Raw genomic sequence first — 20,601 nt, forward strand, 5'->3', positions numbered from 1 at the left:
CTGAACGCAAGACGCCGGGCTTTTTGAGTCCGGCGTTTTTTTTGGTCTTTATTGCGGAGCGCTTCATGGCTGATCGATAAAGATTCAGAGCAGTGTTTTTGCTGCTTCCAGAATATGTTCAGCCGTCAGGCCATATTCCTGCTGTAAAAACTCCTGGGTGCCCACCTGTCCGTAACGCTCTTTGACACCAACCCGGCGCATCGGCACCGGCTGGTTTTCCACCAGCACTTCCGCCACCGCCGATCCCAGTCCGTTATGAATACTGTGGTTTTCACAGGTCACAATTTTGCCGGTTTTCGTGGCGTATTTGATGATGACATCTTTATCAATCGGCTTGAGGGTAAACATGTCGATGACTGCCGCACTGACCCCTTCGCGTTCCAGCATTTGCGCCGCTCTCAGCGCTTCCGCCACCATAATCCCGTTAGCAATCAGCGTCACGTCTGTGCCATCACGCAGCACATTAGCCTTGCCGATGGTAAACGTCGAGCCTTCCTTGTAAACCTGCGTAGCCTGTTTGCGAATGGTACGCACCCAGTAGAAACCTTTTAAATCCATCAGTTGCAGCAAAATATTGCGGAACATCACGGCGTCGGTGACTTCCATCACCACCGAACTCGCCAGCCCGCGCACAATGCCCATATCTTCGAACGACATATGCGTGCCGCCGTTATGACAGGCGCTGACGCCCGCATCTGACGCAATGATTTTGACGTTATTCTTCTGGTAATCCAGAGACATAAACAGCTGATCGAAACAGCGGCGGCTGGCAAAGGCGGTAAAAGTATGCACAAACGGCACGCGACCGGTCAGCGATAGCCCGGCGGCAACACCGATGACATTCGCTTCCATGATGCCGCAGTTAATCACGTGATCTGGATGATCTTTATGAACGCCGTCCATCGCCATCGAGCTCATCAGATCGGCTTCCAGCGCGATAATCGGCGTGTTCTCTACAATTTTTTCACGCACAGTGCTGGCGTAAACTTTGCGCATTTCCACTGCGTCTTTTTGCAATTCAAGAGAAACTTCAAACATGAGTGGCCTCCAGCTCAGCGATAGCATTTTCGATTTCCAGTTTCACATCCGGCGTTAAACGCAGGTGATGTGAGTTCGCCAGTTGCTCGAGATACTTCACGCCCTGCCCTTTGATGCTGTCGAGGATCACCACCAGAGGACGCTGCTCGGCGTGACGAACCGGCGTGACCGCCTCGCTGATAGCCACAATGTCATCGCCTTTAATGGTCTCTACATCAAACCCGAACGCACTGAATTTTCCGGCCAGATCGAATGGCTTAATCACTTCATCCAGCGTGCCATCGAGTTGCTGTTTGTTGTAATCGATGAACAGTGTCAGGTTATGCAGATTGTGGTGCGCAATAAACTGGAAGGCTTCCCAGCACTGGCCCTCGTTCAACTCACCGTCGCCAAGAATGCAGAAGACGCGGTTGCTGCGACCAGCCAGCTTATGCGAAAGTGCCATGCCCGCCGCAATGGAAACGCCTTGTCCCAGCGAGCCGGTGGTGGCATCCACGCCGGTGGTCCGCAGCCGGTCCGGATGGCTCGGCAGCTTTGTGCCATTCTGGTTGAGTGTGTGTAATTCGCTGACCGGGAAATAACCTTTCAGTGCCAGCGTGGCATACAACACCGGACCAGCATGGCCTTTGGACAGCACGAAATAATCCCGCTCCTGCCAGTCTGGTTTTTTCGGGTCGATGCGCATCACATCGCCATACAACACGGCCAGCGTTTCCACCACGGACATGCTGCCGCCATAGTGCCCGAATCCTAAACCGGTCAGCATTTTTAGCGTCTCGATACGGATATGGCGGGCCAGATCACGAACCTCCTGGACATCTTTCATCTTCATTGGTCCTTATTTTAATGAGCACTTATCCTGGCCTGTTATTTCTAACAGGCAGGACAGTGTTTCCCGGATGGAGTTAAAAAACGTAGTGGTGCAGGGAATTACTTTTCAGTGATTTCTTTCTCAGCCGCCGGTTTTTTGCCGAGATAGTTCCAGGCAACCAGTACCGCGAAGATACCGACAATCAGCGCCATGATGCCTTCCTTCGACATAAAGCGAGCCAGATTACCCAGCAGGATGCCGATAACGCCGAAGTCCGCATCAGAGAAGGTGGCATTAGCAAAGCCCAGCGCGCCCAGTACTGGCAACAGCAGAACCGGCAGGAAGGTAATCAGCACGCCGTTGGCAAACGCACCGATCATTGCCCCGCGACGCCCGCCGGTCGCATTACCGAACACACCTGCCGTCGCACCAGTGAAGAAGTGTGGCACCACGCCCGGCAGGATCAGCACCAGATGCATTTGCCCTAACAGGAACAGTCCCACCAGACCGCCAAGGAAGCTGAACAGGAAACCGATCAGCACCGCATTCGGCGCGTACGGATACACCACCGGACAATCCAGCGCCGGACGGGCATTAGGCACCAGTTTCTCGGAGAAGCCGACGAATGCCGGAACGATTTCCGCCAGGATCAGACGCACACCCTGCAAAATGATGAACACACCCGCCGCAAAGGTAATTGCCATGATGATGGCGTACACCAGGTAGTTCTGGCCTGCACTGTAGGTCGCCTCAACAAAGACCTGACCCGCGAACACCGCCATAATCAGATAAATAATAATCATGGTGAGTGAGATTGAGATGGAACTGTCGCGCAGGAAACTGAGGTTTTTCGGCAGATTCATTTCTTCCGTAGAACGTGAACCTTTGCCAACTTTACTGCCGATCCAGCCCGATAAGACGTAACCAATGGTGCCGAAATGACCAAATGCCACGTCGTCGCTGCCGGTAATTTTACGCATGTAACGTTGCGCCAGCGCCGGGAAGAACGCCATGATAAGGCCCAGCGTCAGGGAACCGGTGAACACCAGTGAAACACCTTCAAAACCGGCCACCGTCAGAATAACGCTGATCATACAGGCCATATAAAACGTGTGATGACCGGTCAGAAACACATATTTAAGACGGGTGAAACGGGCCACGATCAGGTTTGCCACCATACCAAACGCCATAATTAACGCTGTCGGTGCACCGAATTTCTCCAGCGCGATGGAAACAATCGCTTCGTTATTAGGAATAATACCCTGGATATTAAAGGCGTGTTCAAACATACCGCCTAAAGGATTTAATGAGCCAACTAATACTGTTGCACCACCGCCCAATACTAAAAAGCCAAGTATTGTTTTAACCGTGCCTTTCACCACATCAGAAAAGTTTTTCTTTTGTGCCACCAGACCGATTAATGCGATGAGCCCCACCAGTATGGAAGGCACTTTTAATATATCGACCACAAACTTGAGCGTTTCCTGGATAAACATATCCACCTCGTTTGTCTATTTGTTTTATTTGTAGGGTTATTCAGTGCCGGTCAGGACACTGGATGTTTTTCAAAGTGAGCAATCAGTTTTGTTTCAAGTTCATTAATATCAATGATGTTGGTAATCACCACTAACTGGTTTTCAGGAATGCTGGCACTGGCAGCGATGTCCTTTGCCATCACGAACAGGTCGGCTTCACCCGGAATGGCTGAGGACAAATCAGAGTGCTGAACATCTGCCTGAATATTGAGTTTCTTCAGGACTTTCTTGATGTTCATTTCAACCATAAAGCTGCTGCCTAAACCGGAACCACAAATCGCCATGATTTTCATATTATCCACTTGTCCTTTATCTGTTTTTTAAACGATTAAAATATGTAGAACCGTACTCCATCTGCACATGTTAATGCATATGAATGGTCAGAATACCCTTAGATTTAAGTCGCACTCCCTTTACAATATTAAGTCAAATTAATAGCGGGATATAACGTCCTGAATTTCTCTGATGGTTTTTGCCTGATGTATTTTCTGCATATCTTCTTCACTGGAAAATAATTCTGCCAGTTCAGAAATCAGTTCAATATGGCTGTGCTTATCTGCTGCCGATAACATCACCACGGTATACACCGGATCGTTATCCTCTGAATTAAACGCCACGCCGTGCGGCAGCGTCAGCAACGAGAGTCCCAACCCGTTCGCCCCTTCTTCTGGTCTGGCGTGTGGCATCGCAATGCCCGGCGCCAGAACAAAATACGGCCCCAGTTTTTCCCGTTGAGCAAAAATAGCCGTCAGGTAATCCGGGGTAATTGTCCCTTCTTTCAGCAGTGGCTCAGCGCTCACTTCCACTGCCTGCCGCCAGTCCGTGATATCCGTTCTGATCTGAATTCGTTCAGATGTCAGCCAATCATTCAGCATAGTGATGCTCCGTTTTTATTTTTAAAGATGGCCGGTCAAATTTCCCCCAGACCGCACCAACGATCCAGACTCTACTTCAGCGGTAGCGTTAACATCTGTGATACAGATCTCAAAGATAGCGCTACCAAACTTCTATCATTGAGATCTGTGATAGCGCTATCAAAAATAATCACACAGCGGTATCGCCGTCCCGTGGATCGCATAAATAACGGTATACTTTGTCGGGAAATTGCCGATAATTTACCGAATTCTGCCGTGGTTCCCGATTTACCGGTCCTGCTGCGGCCCGCTTTTTTCGCTATACCTGTGGGTATACATTTTGCGCAAGATGCGCAGTTAAGGTCAGGATCGTGAATGTCCATTAACAAGAAAAGACGCAGTACCGGAAGAGTGACGCTGGCTGATGTCGCGCAACTGGCGGGCGTGGGCAGCATGACTGTTTCCCGTGCGCTGCGCACACCCGAACAGGTCTCCGATAAGCTACGGGAGAAGATCGAAGAAGCGGTCAGTCAGCTGGGATATCTGCCCAACCAGGCCGCCAGTTCCCTGGCTTCCGCCTCCTCAAATACCATTGCGATGATTGTGCCGAGCCTTTCCGAAGCGGGCTGCGCCGAGATGTTTGCCGGGCTACAGAAAGTGCTGCAACCGGCCGGTTATCAGATCATGCTGGCGGAATCTCAACATCGTATTGAGCGGGAAGAAAAACTGCTGGAAACGTTGCTTTCCTACAATCTGGCGGCGGCGATTTTACTGTCCGTTGAACACTCCGCCAATGTACGTCAATGGCTGGATAACCTGACCATCCCGGTGCTGGAAATCGGTGCGCTGACCACTTCGCCAATCGACATGAATATCGGCATTGATTATGTCGAGGCGATGTTTCAGTTGACCCAGACGGTGGTGGCGAAGGGATATCAGAATATTGGCATGCTGTGTGCCAATCAGGAACAGTGGATTTTCCAGCAGCACCTTCAGGGTTGGCGTAAGGCCATGTTGAAAGCGCACATGTCCCCGCACCGGGTGATAAACGCCGCCGAGCCTGCCAGCTTTTCCACCGGCGCTCAGCAACTGCCGGAGTTCCTGCTTGCCTGGCCGGAAATTGACGCGCTGGTGTGTGTTTCCGACGATCTCGCCTGTGGCGCACTGTATGAATGCCAGCGCAGACGCATCAAAGTGCCAGATGAACTTGCCGTGGTCGGCTTCGGCAATGCCGATGTCAGTAAAGTATGCCAGCCGCCGCTGACCACTATTGCTATTCCGCATAAAGAAATCGGGGTGCGCGCTGCCCAGGCATTGCTGGCGAGGATTAATGACGAGGAATGGGAAGAAGTGACGATCGCTTCGTCGTTGTGCAAGCGGGAGAGTTGCTAAAAAGAGAACGGGCGATATGCGTTCGCCCGTGATGTGATTCAGATATCATCTTTCGCTGACGATTCTTCTTCATCGTTTTCTTTATTACCCGGGACAGACGCATCCGCCACAGGGGCTACGGCTTCACGGGTCAGCGGCTTACCGTGTTCTTTCTCATTGTTTCGCGTCATCCACAGAGAAAGTGCTTTCAGGGAGTCCGGCGTAAATTCATCACAACGCGCAGTGATTTCTTCCGGTGTCATCCAGCGGACGGCATCAATTTCTTCTTCCTGCAGGGCAAACGGGCCATGGGATACACAGCTAAACAATGCCCCCCATACGCGACATTTGTTCTCTTCTTCAAAGTAGAACTGACCGTGCTCTGCAAACGGCACACCGGCAATACCCAGCTCTTCCTCGGCTTCACGGCGAGCTGAATCAAGTATATTTTCACCGCTTTGCACCACACCACCGGCCGTTGCATCGAGCCAGCCCGGATAGAAATCTTTGGTTTCAGTCCGACGCTGAACCAAAATATTCCCCATTCCATCATGAACCACAATATAGCTGGCACGATGACGCAGGACCTGAGCACGCATTTGTTGTCGGCTGGCCTGGGCAATGACCTCGTTGTCTTCGTTGACGATATCAACCCACTCATCCGTACTGATGTTTTGCTCTTGTTCTGACATCCGCTGGAACCTTCTCTTTTAAGCGCTGGTCTGTGCGCAATAAGTCTGTGCGCTGTGATTTTGCAACACGTCGATAATGTCCGGAGATTCTATCTGGGTCTGCTGGGTGGCTTCAATAGCTATGGATGCGTTGATGCAACCTAAAAGCTATGTTACCCCGCAAAGTTCGCCATCAGACAAGTCCGACATAGACTTCTAAACATCTGCATTATGATACCCTACTCAATCGGATAAGAAGCTTGTGATTACCCGTTCCACATTAGCGCATCCCGCCCCGCCATTCGCGGAGAGTGATTAAAACAACGCAGGAGGCAATATGATCGATCTTTATTACGCACCAACACCGAATGGCCATAAAGTTTCTCTTTTTCTTGAAGAGAGTGGCCTGCAATACCGGCTCCACCGTATTGATATCAGCGCAGGGGAGCAATTCAAACCTGAATTCCTCGCCATTTCACCCAACAACAAAATCCCGGCCATTGTCGACAGTCAGCCCGTTGACGGCGGCACACCGGTCAGTATTTTTGAGTCTGGCGCAATTTTGCAATATCTGGCAGAAAAAACCGGAAAATTTCTCAGCAAAGAGTTGCGTGAGCGCACGGTGACACTGGAATGGCTGACCTGGCAGGTTGCCGGATTTGGCCCGATGCTGGGTCAGAACCACCATTTTACGCATTATGCGCCGCAGCCGGTGCCTTACGCCATTGAGCGTTATTTACAGGAAACTCAGCGTCTGTATGGCGTGCTGAACCGCCAGTTAGAGAAAAATGCCTATATCGCCGGGGAGAATTACAGTATCGCCGACATGGCCACTTATCCGTGGGTCGCGGCTCATGAACGCCAGCGTATTGATCTGGCTGGATACCCTGCCGTACGCAACTGGTTCGAACGGGTTAAAAGCCGCCCGGCGACACAAAAAGCCTACGCGCTGGCGCAGGTTCAGTAAGCCCCTTCAGCCTGCCGGAGGCGTTCTGAATATCTCAGAATAAAAAACCCTTAACTGTGCTCCATATCGCGAGTTAATTGCGATGACTCATCTATGATTAAAGACAGTTCATCCGCGTATTCAGACAGTTAAGGATCCCGATATGAAGATCTTGATTACCGGCGCCACCGGCCTCATCGGAAGAAAATTGACCGAACGGCTTCTTGAGCAATCTCATCAGATCACCGCCCTGAGCCGTGCCCCTGAACGCGCGGCGAAAATACTCGGGTCGCAGGTTTCCGTCTGGGAAACGCTGGAAGGAAAAACCTCGCTCGACGGTTTCGATGCCGTAATTAACCTTGCCGGTGAACCCATTGCCGACAAACGCTGGACCAAAGAACACAAAGCGTTGTTATGCGAGAGCCGCTGGAAGCTGACAGAAAAGCTGGCAACGCTGATTAACGCCAGTGAAAAGCCCCCTGCCGTGTTTATCTCCGGTTCGGCGGTCGGCTATTACGGCGATCAGGGCCAGGCTCTGGTGCCTGAAGATGAGCCGCCTAACAAGCAGTTTACCTGGCAATTGTGTGCCCGCTGGGAAGCACTGGCGATGTCAGCACAAAGCGCGGCGACGCGTGTTTGTTTGCTGCGCACCGGCATCGTACTGGCTGAAAAAGGCGGTGCGCTGGCCAAAATAGTTCTGCCCTACCGCGCCGGTCTCGGTGGCCCGCTCGGTGATGGTCAGCAATACATGCCATGGATCCACATCAACGACATGATTGACGGGATTCTGTTCTTGCTGGAACACGAAACACTTTCCGGCCCGTTCAATATGGTGTCGCCGTATCCGGCGCGCAACGAGCAATTCAGTGCCCTGCTCGGCGAAGTATTGCACCGCCCGGCGTTTATGCGGGCACCCGCGCCTGTGGTGCGCTTGCTGATGGGCGAATCAGCTGTATTAGTGCTGGGTGGTCAGCGGGCAGTGCCGCGCCGGCTGGAAGCAGCAGGGTTTGTGTTTAAGCATCAGGAGTTAAAGGAAACGCTGGAGGATTTGCTGGGATGAAGGGTTTGGCAGCCCTTCACCCTGCTCAACCAGATTGGGGTCTCATAGGTACAATGGCGCGGTACTGGCGCTTTTTAAAAACTGATCGGGGGGATGTTTCGGTTTCTCAATAACTGAGATTACTTAACTTTCTGCACCGAAACCGCCCAAAGGAGGAAAGTGCTTTTCCTCCTTTGGATTCCTCCTCGCTTTTTCAACAAGCGCTTCGCTCGCTGGCTATGTTTCAGCTATCACTGCGACAGGCTGGAAATCTTGCCGCTGCGCGGTGCCTTCTCTCGGTCCTGAAGCCTTGGTCTTCAGGCCGCTCCGTTCAGCAAGATTTCTGAATCGCCCGCACGTTCTTAAATTCAAAAACAGAGAGGTTTTATCTTTTAGAAATGTTGATTGGCGTGCTCAAAAATGGCACCGAATGAACGGTTCGAGACCTATGGCTCGAAGCCTGAAATGAGGGAATCGCGGAGCGATGACATTTTGCGCCACACTCAGAACGATCAGAACATGTCCTTCGTTCCAGCGACAGCGCGCAGTGAAAAAGCGAGGGGAGTGCAGAGGGGAAAAGCCTTTCCCCTCTGCTCGGTTTCGGCGAAATATCTCGTGTGAGAACTGTTATTGAGAAACCGAAACTTTCACAATTCAATTTCCCCCCCTCAGGTTCTACTCCTTCACATCCACCTGATAAAACACATGTTTCCCAAACGGGTCCACTTCATAACCGCTCACTTCTTTGCGTACCGGTTCGAAAATGGTCGAGTGGGCGATCATCACCGCCGGTGCCTGATCGTGCATCATCTGCTGGGCCTGCTCGTAAAGCGCCACACGTTTCGCATGATCGGTGGTTTCTTTCGCTTCGGTGATCAACTGGTCAAACGGCGCGTAACACCATTTCGCTGAGTTCGAACCGCCCTTCGCGGCATTACAGGTAAACAGCGGACCAAAGAAGTTATCCGGGTCACCGTTCGCCGTTGTCCAGCCCATCAGCGCTGCCATATGTTCGCCGTTACGGATACGGGTCTGGTATTCACCCCATTCGTAACTGACGATATGCGCTTTCACGCCAATTTTTGCCCAGTCCGCCTGGATCATTTCCGCCATACGCCGGGCGTTCGGGTTATACGGACGCTGTACCGGCATCGCCCATAAATCGATATCAAAACCGTTCGGCATCCCGGCTTCGGCCAGAAGAGCTTTGGCTTTCTCCGGTGAGTAATCGTAATCCACCAGTTTGTCGTTGTAACTCCAGACCCCCGTCGGCAGCAGCGTTTTCGCGACGGTTCCCGTACCGTGGAACACCGCTTCAATGATCTGTGGTTTGTTAATGGCCATGGTCAGCGCCTGACGCACTTTCACATTATCCAGCGGCGCTTTCTGCGTATTGAACGACAGGAAACCGGTGTTCAGGCCAGCCTTGCTCATCAGGTTGATGTCTTTATTGGCGCGCATACGATCCAGATCAGCCGGATTCGGGAACGGCATCACCTGGCATTCGTTTTTCTCAAGTTTGGCGAGGCGCATTGAGGCGTCAGGCGTAATGGTATACACCAGACGGTCAATTTTAGATTTGCCCTGCCAGTAGTCCGGGAACGCTTTGTACAGCAGGCGCGTATCTTTCTGGTACTGCACCAGCTCAAACGGCCCGGTCCCAATTGGATCCTGATCCAATTTTTCCGGTGTACCGGCTTTAAGCATCTGATCGGCATATTCCGCCGAGAGGATGGAAGCAAAATACCACGCCAGATCGGCCACGAACGGCGCTTCGGGACGTGTCAGGTTAAAGCGCACCGTGTAATCATCCACCTTATCAATGCTGCCGATAAGATCGCCCATTTTCAGGCTGTCGAAGTTAAGGTAAGTGCCGCCGGAAATTTTATGATAAGGGTTATTCTCGTCTTTCTGGCGCATGAACGAGAAGATCACGTCGTCAGCGTTGAAGTCGCGGGTGGGTTTGAACAACTTGCTGCTCTGGAATTTCACGCCTTTACGCAGGTGGAAGGTATAGGTTTTACCGTCTGCGCTGACCTCCCAGCTTTCCGCCAGACTCGGCACCAGTTCTGTAGTACCGATTTTGAAATCCACCAGACGGTTATAAATTGGCGCAGCGCTGGCATCCACGGAAGTGCCCGATGTATAAAGTTGCGGGTTGAATTGCTCAGGCGAGCCTTCGGAGCAGTAAACCAGCGTTTTAGCACAAACGCCGCTGGTGATGGTTAACGCCAGTAAACCTGTGCTTATTTTTAAGATGTTGTGTTTCATTCTTTTCCCTATTTTCCCTGTCCGGAGAGTGTTTAGATCTTCTTCATCGTGGAACCTAAAGCAAAAACAGATTAACATCTGGATAACACGTAGTAATACTTTGTTATATATGAAAATCTTATAACAGGGAACAATATTTGCGCACATTCAGAGGTTAAGATGTCGACAACAATCGCAACACAGCTTACCGAACGCTTCTACCGCTATCTCTCCGTGACATCACAAAGTGATGCCAGCGCGACGACCTTACCCAGCACGCCGGGCCAGCACGACATGGCGCGGTTGCTGGCTGAAGAACTGCATCAGCTGGGTCTGGAAAATATTCAGATCGATGAATATGCCACCGTGACGGCAGTCAAATCCGGCACCAAAAAAGGGGGGCCGCGTATCGGTTTTATCACGCATATCGATACCGTGGATGTCGGCCTGCGCCCGGATATTCATCCGCAGACATTGCGTTTTACCGGTGAGGATGTGTGTCTGAACAAGGCGCTGGATATCTGGCTGCGCCCTGCGGAACGCCCGGAAATCTTGCCTTACAAAGGTGAGGATATTATTTTCAGCGACGGCACCAGTGTGCTGGGTGCGGATAATAAAGCGGCAGTGACGGTGGTGATGACATTGCTGGAAAACCTGACGGCTGAGCAGGAATACGGCGATATCGTGGTGGCGTTTGTGCCTGACGAAGAAATTGGTCTGCGCGGTGCCAAGGCGTTGGATCTCGCCCGCTTTGATGTCGATTTTGCTTACACCATCGACTGCTGCGAACTCGGCGAAGTGGTGTATGAAAACTTCAATGCGGCAGCGGCAGAAATTACCTTCACCGGCGTGACAGCGCATCCGATGTCGGCCAAAGGCGTGCTGGTGAATCCGCTGCTGATGGCGCAGGATTTCATCAGTCATTTTGACCGCGCTGAAACCCCTGAAAACACTGAAGGCCGGGAAGGTTATATCTGGTTCAACGGCATGAGCGCTTCGCAGCAAGGCGCGGAACTGAAAGCTTCTATTCGCGATTTCGACAGCGCCAGTTTTGCCGCCCGTAAGCAGAAAATTCAGGATGTGGCGAAAGAGATAGCCGCGCAGTATCCGACCGCAAAAGTCTCAGTTGAGATCAGCGATACCTACAGCAATATCAGCAGCGCCATCGGCGAAGATCGCCGGGCGATCGACCTGATCTTTGCCGGCCTGAAAGAAATTGGCGTGGAGCCGAAAGTGATCCCGATGCGTGGCGGCACCGACGGCGCAGCATTATCGGCCAAAGGATTACTGACGCCGAACTACTTTACCGGCGCGCACAATTTCCATTCGAAGTTTGAGTTCCTGCCGGTGAATTCGTTTGTGAAGTCCTATGAACTGACCCTTCAGTTGTGCCTGCTGGCCGCGAAAGGTTGATTTGCTTTAAACCTTCCCCTCATGTGAGGGGAAGGCGCGTACAGATGTTACTTCAGCGCACCGGAAAGGAACTGTTGCAGACGGGCGCTTTTCGGATTGCCAAAGACTTCAGCAGGATCGCCCTGCTCTTCAATCACACCCTGATGCAGGAAAATGACGTGGCTGGAGACATGGCGGGCAAACTCCATCTCATGCGTTACCACCACCATGGTTTTCCCCTCTTCCGCCAGCTTTTGCATGATACGCAGCACCTCGCCGACCAGTTCAGGATCCAGCGCGGAAGTCGGCTCATCAAACAGCAGCACTTCCGGTTCCATCGCCAGCGCGCGGGCAATAGACACACGCTGTTGCTGACCGCCTGACAAGTTCACCGGATATTTACCTTGTGCGCGGGCGTCGATGCCCACTTTATCGAGGTATTTCACCGCACGTTCACGCGCTTCGGCTTTGCTCAGCCCCAGCACCTGCACCGGCGCTTCCATGACGTTTTCCAGCACCGTCATGTGGCTCCACAGGTTGAAATGCTGGAACACCATCGTCAGTTTGGTACGCAGCAGTTGCAGTTGCTTCTTATCAAACACTTTCAGCTGACCGTCGGTGTCGCGCACCATGCGGATATCCTGATTATTAACGCTGATCGAGCCTTCGCTTGGTTTCTCGAGGAAGTTAATGCAGCGCAGGAAGGTACTTTTTCCGGAACCTGATGAACCGATAATACTGATCACATCACCCGCATTGGCCGACAACGAAACACCTTTCAGCACTTCGTGGTCGCCATAGCGCTTGTGGAGATCGAGAACCGCTAATTTGTTTTCTGGCATAAAGTTATTCCGCAAAAATAATTCTTATTAATGAGCTTGGGGCTTTACGTGAGCCAGCCAGCGTTTTTCCGCCTTGCGGAACAGCCCGATCAGGACAAAAGAAACACAAAGATAAATCACTGCTGCAATCCCGAAAGCATAAAACGGCTGATACGTCGCCGAGTTGATGTCGCGGGCTATTTTCAGCACGTCCGGTACCGTGGCGGTAAATGCCAGCGCGGTGGAGTGCAACATCAGAATGACTTCATTACTGTAAGCAGGCAGCGCCGTACGTAATGCCGACGGCAAAATAATGCAGGTGTACAGTTTAAAGCGTGAGAAACCGTAGGCATTGGCCGCTTCGATTTCGCCGTGCGGTACTGCGCGGATAGCACCGGCAAAAATCTCGGTGGTGTAGGCACAGGTGTTGAGCGTCAGCGCCAGAATCGTACAGTTAAGCCCGCTGCGGAAGAAGGCATTGAGGAAGTCGGTACCACGCACGATTTCCAGGCTGTACATCCCCGAATAAAACACCAGCAACTGAACATACAGCGGCGTTCCGCGGAAAATATAGGTGTACAGCCAGATCGGATAACGCAGGAATTTGTTAGAAGACACGCGCCCCACCGCCATCGGTACCGCCAGTAATCCGCCTATCACCACGGAGCTGATCAGTAACCACAGGGTGATCGCCAGACCGGTAAAACGGTAGCCATCGCTGTAGAGCAAAGACATACCGTACTGTTGTAAAATTTCGATCATAGATCAGCCCTCTTCACACCCAGCGAATAACGGCGATCAAGCCATACCAGCACGCCGTTCGACAGCGTGGTGAAAATCAGATAAACCACTCCCGCCACAATCGCAAAATAGAACGGCTGATAAGTGCCTTTCCCGGCCAGTTGCGTGGCTTTGACCACATCATTCAGACCCAGCAATGACACCAGCGCGGTGGCTTTGAGAATAACCTGCCAGTTGTTGGCAATACCCGGCAGTGCAAAGCGCATCATGGCCGGAAATAAAATTCGTCGGAAAATCTGTGAACCGCTGAACCCGAAAGCCGTCGCAGCTTCGATTTGTCCACGCGGGACCGCCATAAACGCACCACGGAACGTCTCAGTGAAATAAGCCCCGTAGATAAAGCCCAGCGTGATAATACCGGCGCTCATCGGATCGATATCAATTTGCGTCAATCCCAGTGATTCGGTGACGCTGTTAAGCGCAATCTGCAACCCGTAGAAAATCAATAACATTAATACCAGATCAGGTACGCCGCGAATAAGCGTGGTGTAGCAACCAAAAAAACCAGACACGATCCGGTTCTTTGACAGTTTCCCGCCCGCGCCGATTAACCCTATCACCAGCGCCAGAATGACTGACGAAATCGCCAGCTCCAGTGTCACTAACGTGCCCTGGATAATTACCTGGGAATACCCATACAGCATGGTTTTTTCCTGTCTTTAGTGGATCCCTGCGCAGACAAAAAGACGGCCAGCGTCAGAACCGCAGGGAGCGGCACACCGCCCCCTTTGGCACATCTCACGACGCGTATCAGCCGCCGTAAACATCAAAGTCGAAGTATTTTTTCGCCAGTTTGTCGTAAGTCCCGTCTTTACGCATGCTGTCAAATGCCTTATTCAGTGCGTCTTTCAGGTCAGTATCCGTCTTACGCAGACCCATGCCGGTACCCACGCCGAAGAATTTATCGTCTTTAACTGACGGGCCAGCAAACGCGTAATCTTTACCTGCAGCCTGTTTCAGGAAGCCTTCGCTGCCTGCCACTTCATCCTGGAATGCCGCGTCAAGACGACCGGAAGCCAGATCCGCATAAATCAGATCCTGGTTCTGGTAAGCGACTACGTTGATGCCTTTTGGCTGCCACATCGCGTTGGCATAAGCTTCCTGAGTGGAACCCTGCAGAACGCCGACATTTTTACCTTTCAGCGCATCCAGAGTAGGCAGAACTTTAGAACCTTTAGGCGCGATCAGACGGGCGTTAGCGGCGTAAAGTTTCTCTGTGAAATCAATTTCCTGCTGGCGTTTTTCAGTGATGGATAATGAGGAAATAATCGCATCAATCTTTTTCGCTTTCAGGGACGGGATCAGCGCATCAAAATCACTTTCAACGTAAGTGCATTTAATGGCTGCACGTTTGCACATCTCGTTGGCCAGGTCGATATCAAAACCAACCAGCTTGCCGCTGGAGTCTTTTGATTCAAATGGGGCGTAAGTCGGATCAGTACCGATATTAATTGCTTTAGGCACGGCAGCAAATGCACTACCTGCACTGGCTAAGACCAGAACCAGCGGGAGAACCTTGAACAACTTTTTCATACATTAGCCTCAGTGATTATTCATCTGTTGTGGTTGTGTGTGCGTGAATGAACGTCTTTTTATAGTTTGCTGAACGATGCAAATGGCTTTTTGCCAGATTTTCTCATGCACTTTTCGTGCCGTTTCTCCGCATCGCGACTTTCCGCAGCGAGAGAGTGAAAACCGGTCAAAAAAGCATCGGGATAATGAAAGTTTTCAAAGGTCTGAGGGAAGGATAGCTGAAGGGAGGTTTAACACTGCACCCCAATGAATCAAATTGTGATCATTGTTGGTGCAATGTAACTGAAGTGCGCGAAATGAGTGCGTATTGGGACGTGAAAGTTTAACGACTGCCCTGCCATCGAACAAATAAGTCTTCCGGCAGTTCGATATCAAACTGATCAATCACCCGGTTTACCGTCTGATCGATGATATCTTCCACCGAGGCCGGGCGATGATAAAACGCCGGAACCGGCGGCATAATGACAGCACCCAGTTCAGCGGCCTGGGTCATCAGCCGTAAATGGCCGAGATGCAGCGGCGTTTCACGCACACACAACACCAGACGGCGGCGCTCTTTCAACACCACGTCGGCTGCACGGGTCAGCAGACCGTCGGTGTAACTGTTTACGATGCCGGAAAGCGTTTTGATCGAGCAGGGCAAAATCACCATTCCGGCAGTTTTAAAAGAACCGGAAGAAATGCTGGCCGCGATATCGCGGGAATCATGCACCACATCGGCCAGCGCCTGAACGTCGCGTAGTGTGAGATCGGTTTCCAGTGTCATCGTCTGGCGGGCCGCATTGCTCATCACCAGATGTGTTTCGATATCAGGTACGCTCTGCAATACCTGCAAGAGCCTGACACCATAGATTGCGCCGCTGGCGCCGGAAATACCGACGATAAGTCGTTTCATGAACACTGCCTTAGAAAAATGAACCCGGACCCGGTGGTGCCAATACTGACATAAATTCAGGCATAAAAAAACGCGCCCGCCCGGTGTTCACCGGAGGGGCGCGTTTATGCGGATGTCAGCAACCGGCTAATCAGCCTTCGTTGTGCATCTCAAGGTTTTCAGCTTCCTGCTGGCCACGCAACGCCTGAGCGTCGTCATTGCGCAGGGCTTCGAGGTATTCCAGATAGTTCTGGTCAACGTCTTTGGTGACGTAAACACCGTCGAAAACTGAACATTCGAATTTCTCGATATCCATATTGTCTTCTTTCACTGCGGCGATCAGGTCGCTCAGATCCTGGAAGATCAAGGCATCAGCACCAATTATCTGGTTGATTTCACTGACTTCACGGCCATGGGCAATCAGCTCGTTCGCGCTTGGCATATCGATACCGTACACGTTCGGGAAACGAATTTCCGGCGCCGCAGACGCCAGATAAACACGTCGTGCTCCGGCTTCACGCGCCATCTCAACAATCTGTTGAGAGGTGGTGCCACGCACGATGGAGTCATCCACCAGCAACACGTTTTTATCACGGAATTCAGCGCGGTTAGCATTCAGTTTACGGCGTACAGATTTACGGCGTTCCTGCTGGCCCGGCATGATAAAGGTACGGCCGACATAGCGGTTTTTCACAAATCCCTGACGGTACGGTTTATCCAGGATGCGGGCGATTTCCAGCGCGATATCGCAGGAGGTTTCCGGGATCGGGATCACCACGTCAATATCCAGGTCTTCCCATTCACGGGCAATTTTCGCGCCCAGCTTTTCACCCATACGAACACGGGCGCTGTAGACGGAAATTTTATCGATGAAGGAATCCGGACGCGCGAAATACACGTATTCGAACAGGCACGGATTGTACTGCGGGTTCTCGGCACACATACGGGTGAACAACTGACCTTTTTCGGTGATATACACCGCTTCACCCGGCGCAACGTCGCGCAGGAACTCAAAGCCCAGCGTATCGAGTGCCACACTCTCAGAAGCCACCATGTACTCATTACGGCCATCTTCCAGCGTACGTTTACCGATAACCAGCGGACGGATACCGTGCGGGTCACGGAACGCCAGCATGCCATGACCGATAATCATCGCCACACACGCGTAGGCACCACGGATTTTCAGATTCACTGCGGCAACCGCAGCAAAAATGTTGTCAGCTTCCAGCGGGTAATGCTGGAAACGATCCAGTTCACTCGCCAGGATATTGAGCAGAATCTCAGAATCGGACGTGGTGTTCACATGACGGCGCTGGCCTTCGAACAGGTTGCTGCGCAATTCGTGAGCATTGGTCAGGTTGCCGTTATGGGCAAGGGTAATGCCGAACGGAGAGTTGACGTAAAAGGGTTGAGCTTCTGAAGCGCTGGAACTGCCAGCCGTTGGGTAGCGCACATGGCCGATACCCATGTTGCCCTGTAAGCGTTGCATATGGCGGGCTTCGAAAACATCCTTCACCAGGCCATTCGCTTTACGTAAACGGAAGTTATTATTCGCGTCGATGGTGGTGATGCCTGCGGCATCCTGACCACGGTGTTGTAACACCGTTAACGCGTCATAAATCGACTGGTTTACCGGCATGAAACCGGCGATACCGACAATACCGCACATGTTGTCTTTTCCTCTTCAGCGCTGCCAAAACTAAATATGTTTTGGCAAGAAACTCGACGTGCTCTGCAGGTAGTCAAAGAACCACCTGATGATATAACTGAACTGTGGGATCAACTGGGATTGTTTCCAGTCTTCACTTTGCGAAAAACCGGTAAAAGTATCGAGGAAGAACAGCATCGCGGAGACAATTAACACCCCGCGCAGTGCGCCGAAGCACACACCTAACACCCTGTCAGTGCCGGACAACCCGGTTCTTTCAACCAGTGAACCAATCACATAGTTGACAATTGCACCTACGATCAACGTCGCGATGAACAAGATGGCAATTGCGATCCCGTTTCGAACTAACTCATCTTCGAAACGTGTGAAGTAGATGGCGAGGTAAGGGTAATAATGGCTGGCAACAAAAAAGGCGCAAGCCCAGGTTACCAGCGATAAAGCCTCACGAACAAAGCCACGGATCAAACTGACTAAAGCAGAAAATCCGATAACCGCAATAATGACGTAATCAATCCAGACCATTAACTATTCCAGTGTCTAATCCAGTCACATCTGCCCCGGCATCCAGTTCGCGGCGAATTCTAACAGAAAAAGAAAACGTTTGCGTAGGGGAAATCAGCCGGTCAGACAAATTAATAATAGCGATTAAAAAAACCTTAATCGCAGCATAAACCTATAAAAATCCAACCAGAGGATCTTATAGAAAAAGGGCACAAATCGCTTGTGCCCTCCGTGGTATTTTTTATGTTTTAACGACTCCCTCCCCTGCGAAGGGGAGGGTTGGGGTGGGGTATTAATGGCAACGTTGAATCTGGCGTTGCCCGCTAAACCCCCTCCCCGCCTCCCCCTTCGCAGGGGGAGGAGCAAAGTCAGTGTGCGGAGTAAGCGCGAACCTGCCCACCCAATCCGCTCAGCTGTTGCAGTTGCGGAAGTGACGCTTCGAGTTTCTGCTTCGAGGCATCCGGGCCGACGTACAGGCGCGTGATCTGCCCCTGTACCGGTGTTGCAGGCACTGTGTAAGCACGGAAACCAGACAACCGCAGATTCGCCACAATCTCATTGGCTTTGGCGGCATTTTTCAATGCGCCAAGCTGCACCACATAAGACTGCCCTGTCGGCGCTTTTTCTGCCGGCGCAGCCTTCGGCTGTTCAACCGGTTTTGGCTGTTCAGCAACGGCCTTCGGTTGTTCAACCGGTTTTGGCTGTTCGACCGGCTTCGGTTTCACCGTTGGCTTCGCTTCCACCATCGGTTTCGGTTCGATCACTTTGGGTTTTTGAGGAGCAGGCTGCACCGTTTTTTTCTGCTCAGGCAGTGTGGTGACCGGCGGCGCTTCTATCGTGGTATTACCCGGCGCCACATTGCCATGATTGGCGGCGTTGGTGTTATTGGCAGGACTTGTATCGTCCTGTTCACCATTCATCATCTGATCGGCACCTTCCGGCGGCTGAGCAGGCAAAGATTGCGTGACCGGTGGCACCGAGTCCTGTTCCTCAACATCACCCGGTTTTGGCACCAATGGAATAGACGCAAATTCGTCTTCGTAATGCTTTTTCTTGCCGTCGAGTAAACCAGGCAAAATGATGACACCCAGTGCCACCAGAATGACCGTCCCGACCAGACGATTTTGAAACTTACTTGCCACTGGTTTTCCCCGTGTCTATAGCATCCATTACGTGAGCTACGGTATGGAACGAGCCGCAGACAATCACAATATCCTGAGGAGCCGCCTCCTGCATAGCCTGTTTCCAGGCAGACTCCACATCATCAAACTGGCGCGCCTGCGGCAGATGGACGGTCAGTTCTTCGACACTGGCCCCGCGCGGGCCTTCCAGCGGCGCGCAATACCATTCATCCACCTGCGGCGACAGGCAAGCCAGCGTACCGGCAATATCTTTGTCTTTCAACATTCCGACGACGGCACGCACTTTGCCACCCTTTCGCGGCTGTTCCGCCAGACGTCCGGCCAGATACGCTGCCGCATGCGGATTGTGCGCGACATCCAGGATCAGCCTTGGCGATTCACTCACCGTCTGGAAACGTCCCGGCAAAGCAGCGCGCTGTAAACCGCTGCGCAACGCGGCTTCAGGGATATCCAGTGTTGAATAATGCAGTGCAGCCAGCGCGGTCGCGGCGTTAGCCAGCGGTACATTCGGCAACGGTAAACCTTCCAGCACGTTAACCTCATTACCTTCTTCCCGCGCTGCCCAGCGCCACTGTCCGGCATCCGCAGAAAAATGCCAGTTCACATCGCGGCGGTGTAAATCCGCATGTTTTTCCTGCGCAACCGCAGCAATGGATTGTGGCATATCCGGCTCACCCACCACGGCCGGTTTACCGGCGCGGAAAATACCGGCTTTTTCGCGGCCAATACTTTCGCGGTCAGATCCCAGCCAGTCGGTATGATCCAGCGCAATACTGGTGACGACAGCCACGCTGGCATCGACAATATTAGTCGCATCCAGACGACCGCCCAGCCCGACTTCAAGTATCACCACATCCAGCTTAGCCTGTTTAAACAGCTGCAACGCCGACAATGTGCCGTATTCAAAGTAGGTCAGCGAGATATCGCCACGGCCAGCCTCCAGCCCCGCAAAAGATTCGCAATGCGCAGATTCCGCTAATTCTTCCCCCTGAATACGGACACGTTCAGTGTAGCGCACCAGATGCGGGGAGCTGTAAACGCCCACACGGTAACCCGCCGCCATCAGGATGGATTCCAGCGTCGCGCAGGTGGTGCCTTTACCATTGGTTCCGGCCACGGTGAAAACCAGCGGCGCTGGCGTCAGTAAGTCGAGTTTGGCGGCAACCGCTTTGACCCGGTCAAGGCCAAGCTCAATAGCCTGAGAGTGGAGATGTTCAAGATAATAAAGCCACGTGGCCAAAGGCGACGTGGCTTGGGGAATAAGTTGATTTTGCATGAGTCCCGTTCAACCTTGTCAGGTTCACTTCGACACTACATCACCAGACTGTGACAGCAGGCAATGCCCTCTTTGTC

The 20,601-nt window shown here is 52.1% G+C and carries 20 protein-coding genes; 4 read left to right on the forward strand and 16 right to left on the reverse strand.

The window, feature by feature from the left end; genetic code table 11:
- Window positions 1-84: 84 nt before the first annotated feature.
- The 5 genes from ABIC79_RS05370 to ABIC79_RS05390 form a co-directional block, all read right to left on the reverse strand.
- On the reverse strand, window positions 85-1,038 hold the full coding sequence (locus ABIC79_RS05370) for a transketolase family protein (RefSeq protein WP_013574578.1): 954 nt from the start codon (window positions 1,036-1,038) through the stop codon (window positions 85-87).
- Entirely contained in the window at window positions 1,031-1,864 is an 834-nt protein-coding gene (locus ABIC79_RS05375) for a transketolase (RefSeq protein ID WP_354566611.1), read from the reverse strand. The genes ABIC79_RS05370 and ABIC79_RS05375 overlap by 8 nt, the downstream gene beginning before the upstream one ends.
- Before the next feature lie 104 nt (window positions 1,865-1,968).
- Window positions 1,969-3,345 (reverse strand): PTS ascorbate transporter subunit IIC, encoded by a 1,377-nt coding sequence (locus ABIC79_RS05380; RefSeq protein WP_013574576.1) that lies wholly within the window; start codon window positions 3,343-3,345, stop codon window positions 1,969-1,971.
- Between the two features lie 50 nt (window positions 3,346-3,395).
- The gene (locus ABIC79_RS05385) at window positions 3,396-3,677 is read right to left on the reverse strand and encodes a PTS sugar transporter subunit IIB (RefSeq protein ID WP_013574575.1); all 282 of its coding nucleotides are present in this window, start codon (window positions 3,675-3,677) and stop codon (window positions 3,396-3,398) included.
- Window positions 3,678-3,815: 138 nt separating this feature from the next.
- Window positions 3,816-4,259, reverse strand: coding sequence for a PTS sugar transporter subunit IIA (locus ABIC79_RS05390; RefSeq protein ID WP_013574574.1), 444 nt, complete (start codon window positions 4,257-4,259; stop codon window positions 3,816-3,818).
- Window positions 4,260-4,613: 354 nt separating this feature from the next.
- Between ABIC79_RS05390 and ABIC79_RS05395 the strand changes: the two genes are divergently transcribed.
- Window positions 4,614-5,630: a LacI family DNA-binding transcriptional regulator gene (locus tag ABIC79_RS05395; RefSeq protein ID WP_037036215.1), complete on the forward strand. Its 1,017-nt coding sequence runs from the start codon at window positions 4,614-4,616 to the stop codon at window positions 5,628-5,630.
- Window positions 5,631-5,668: 38 nt separating this feature from the next.
- Here ABIC79_RS05395 and yfcD read toward each other — a convergent pair whose 3' ends face one another.
- Window positions 5,669-6,301 carry an NUDIX hydrolase YfcD gene (gene yfcD, locus ABIC79_RS05400; RefSeq protein ID WP_112151210.1) on the reverse strand — a complete coding sequence of 211 codons (633 nt, stop codon included), beginning with the start codon at window positions 6,299-6,301 and terminating at the stop codon, window positions 5,669-5,671.
- Window positions 6,302-6,617: 316 nt separating this feature from the next.
- On the opposite strand from yfcD, the gene yfcG reads away from it, so the two are divergent.
- Together yfcG and ABIC79_RS05410 are read left to right on the forward strand one after the other, a co-directional pair.
- Window positions 6,618-7,247, forward strand: a complete 630-nt coding sequence (yfcG, locus tag ABIC79_RS05405) for a GSH-dependent disulfide bond oxidoreductase (protein WP_013574571.1) — start codon at window positions 6,618-6,620, stop codon at window positions 7,245-7,247.
- A gap of 142 nt (window positions 7,248-7,389) precedes the next feature.
- Window positions 7,390-8,286, forward strand: coding sequence for a TIGR01777 family oxidoreductase (locus tag ABIC79_RS05410; protein ID WP_112197091.1), 897 nt, complete (start codon window positions 7,390-7,392; stop codon window positions 8,284-8,286).
- Between the two features lie 654 nt (window positions 8,287-8,940).
- Here ABIC79_RS05410 and ABIC79_RS05415 read toward each other — a convergent pair.
- The gene (locus ABIC79_RS05415; RefSeq protein WP_013574569.1) at window positions 8,941-10,536 is read right to left on the reverse strand and encodes an ABC transporter substrate-binding protein; all 1,596 of its coding nucleotides are present in this window, start codon (window positions 10,534-10,536) and stop codon (window positions 8,941-8,943) included.
- Window positions 10,537-10,695: 159 nt separating this feature from the next.
- Here ABIC79_RS05415 and pepT point away from each other — a divergent pair, with 159 nt between their 5' ends.
- Window positions 10,696-11,928, forward strand: a complete 1,233-nt coding sequence (pepT, locus tag ABIC79_RS05420) for a peptidase T (protein WP_217215909.1) — start codon at window positions 10,696-10,698, stop codon at window positions 11,926-11,928.
- 47 nt (window positions 11,929-11,975) lie between these two features.
- Here pepT and hisP read toward each other — a convergent pair whose 3' ends face one another.
- The 9 genes from hisP to folC form a co-directional block, all read right to left on the reverse strand.
- The gene (gene hisP, locus ABIC79_RS05425) at window positions 11,976-12,749 is read right to left on the reverse strand and encodes a histidine ABC transporter ATP-binding protein HisP (RefSeq protein WP_013574567.1); all 774 of its coding nucleotides are present in this window, start codon (window positions 12,747-12,749) and stop codon (window positions 11,976-11,978) included.
- Window positions 12,750-12,776: 27 nt separating this feature from the next.
- Window positions 12,777-13,490, reverse strand: coding sequence for an ABC transporter permease (locus ABIC79_RS05430; RefSeq protein ID WP_013574566.1), 714 nt, complete (start codon window positions 13,488-13,490; stop codon window positions 12,777-12,779).
- Window positions 13,487-14,173, reverse strand: a complete 687-nt coding sequence (locus ABIC79_RS05435; protein ID WP_013574565.1) for a histidine ABC transporter permease HisQ — start codon at window positions 14,171-14,173, stop codon at window positions 13,487-13,489. The genes ABIC79_RS05430 and ABIC79_RS05435 overlap by 4 nt, the downstream gene beginning before the upstream one ends.
- A gap of 106 nt (window positions 14,174-14,279) precedes the next feature.
- Window positions 14,280-15,062: a lysine/arginine/ornithine ABC transporter substrate-binding protein ArgT gene (gene argT / locus ABIC79_RS05440; protein ID WP_013574564.1), complete on the reverse strand. Its 783-nt coding sequence runs from the start codon at window positions 15,060-15,062 to the stop codon at window positions 14,280-14,282.
- A 322-nt stretch (window positions 15,063-15,384) separates the two neighbouring features.
- Entirely contained in the window at window positions 15,385-15,957 is a 573-nt protein-coding gene (locus ABIC79_RS05445) for a UbiX family flavin prenyltransferase (protein WP_013574563.1), read from the reverse strand.
- A gap of 130 nt (window positions 15,958-16,087) precedes the next feature.
- A complete protein-coding gene (purF, locus tag ABIC79_RS05450; protein WP_013574562.1) occupies window positions 16,088-17,605 on the reverse strand; it encodes an amidophosphoribosyltransferase in 1,518 nt (505 codons plus the stop codon).
- A gap of 30 nt (window positions 17,606-17,635) precedes the next feature.
- Window positions 17,636-18,127 (reverse strand): colicin V production protein, encoded by a 492-nt coding sequence (cvpA, locus tag ABIC79_RS05455; RefSeq protein WP_013574561.1) that lies wholly within the window; start codon window positions 18,125-18,127, stop codon window positions 17,636-17,638.
- A 347-nt stretch (window positions 18,128-18,474) separates the two neighbouring features.
- On the reverse strand, window positions 18,475-19,248 hold the full coding sequence (gene dedD, locus ABIC79_RS05460; protein ID WP_037036222.1) for a cell division protein DedD: 774 nt from the start codon (window positions 19,246-19,248) through the stop codon (window positions 18,475-18,477).
- Entirely contained in the window at window positions 19,238-20,524 is a 1,287-nt protein-coding gene (gene folC / locus ABIC79_RS05465; protein WP_013574559.1) for a bifunctional tetrahydrofolate synthase/dihydrofolate synthase, read from the reverse strand. Before folC ends, dedD begins: the two co-directional genes overlap by 11 nt.
- Between the last annotated feature and the right edge of the window lie 77 nt (window positions 20,525-20,601).

Source organism: Rahnella sp. 2050, assembly GCF_040544515.1.
Taxonomy (GTDB): Bacteria; Pseudomonadota; Gammaproteobacteria; order Enterobacterales; family Enterobacteriaceae; genus Rahnella; species Rahnella aceris.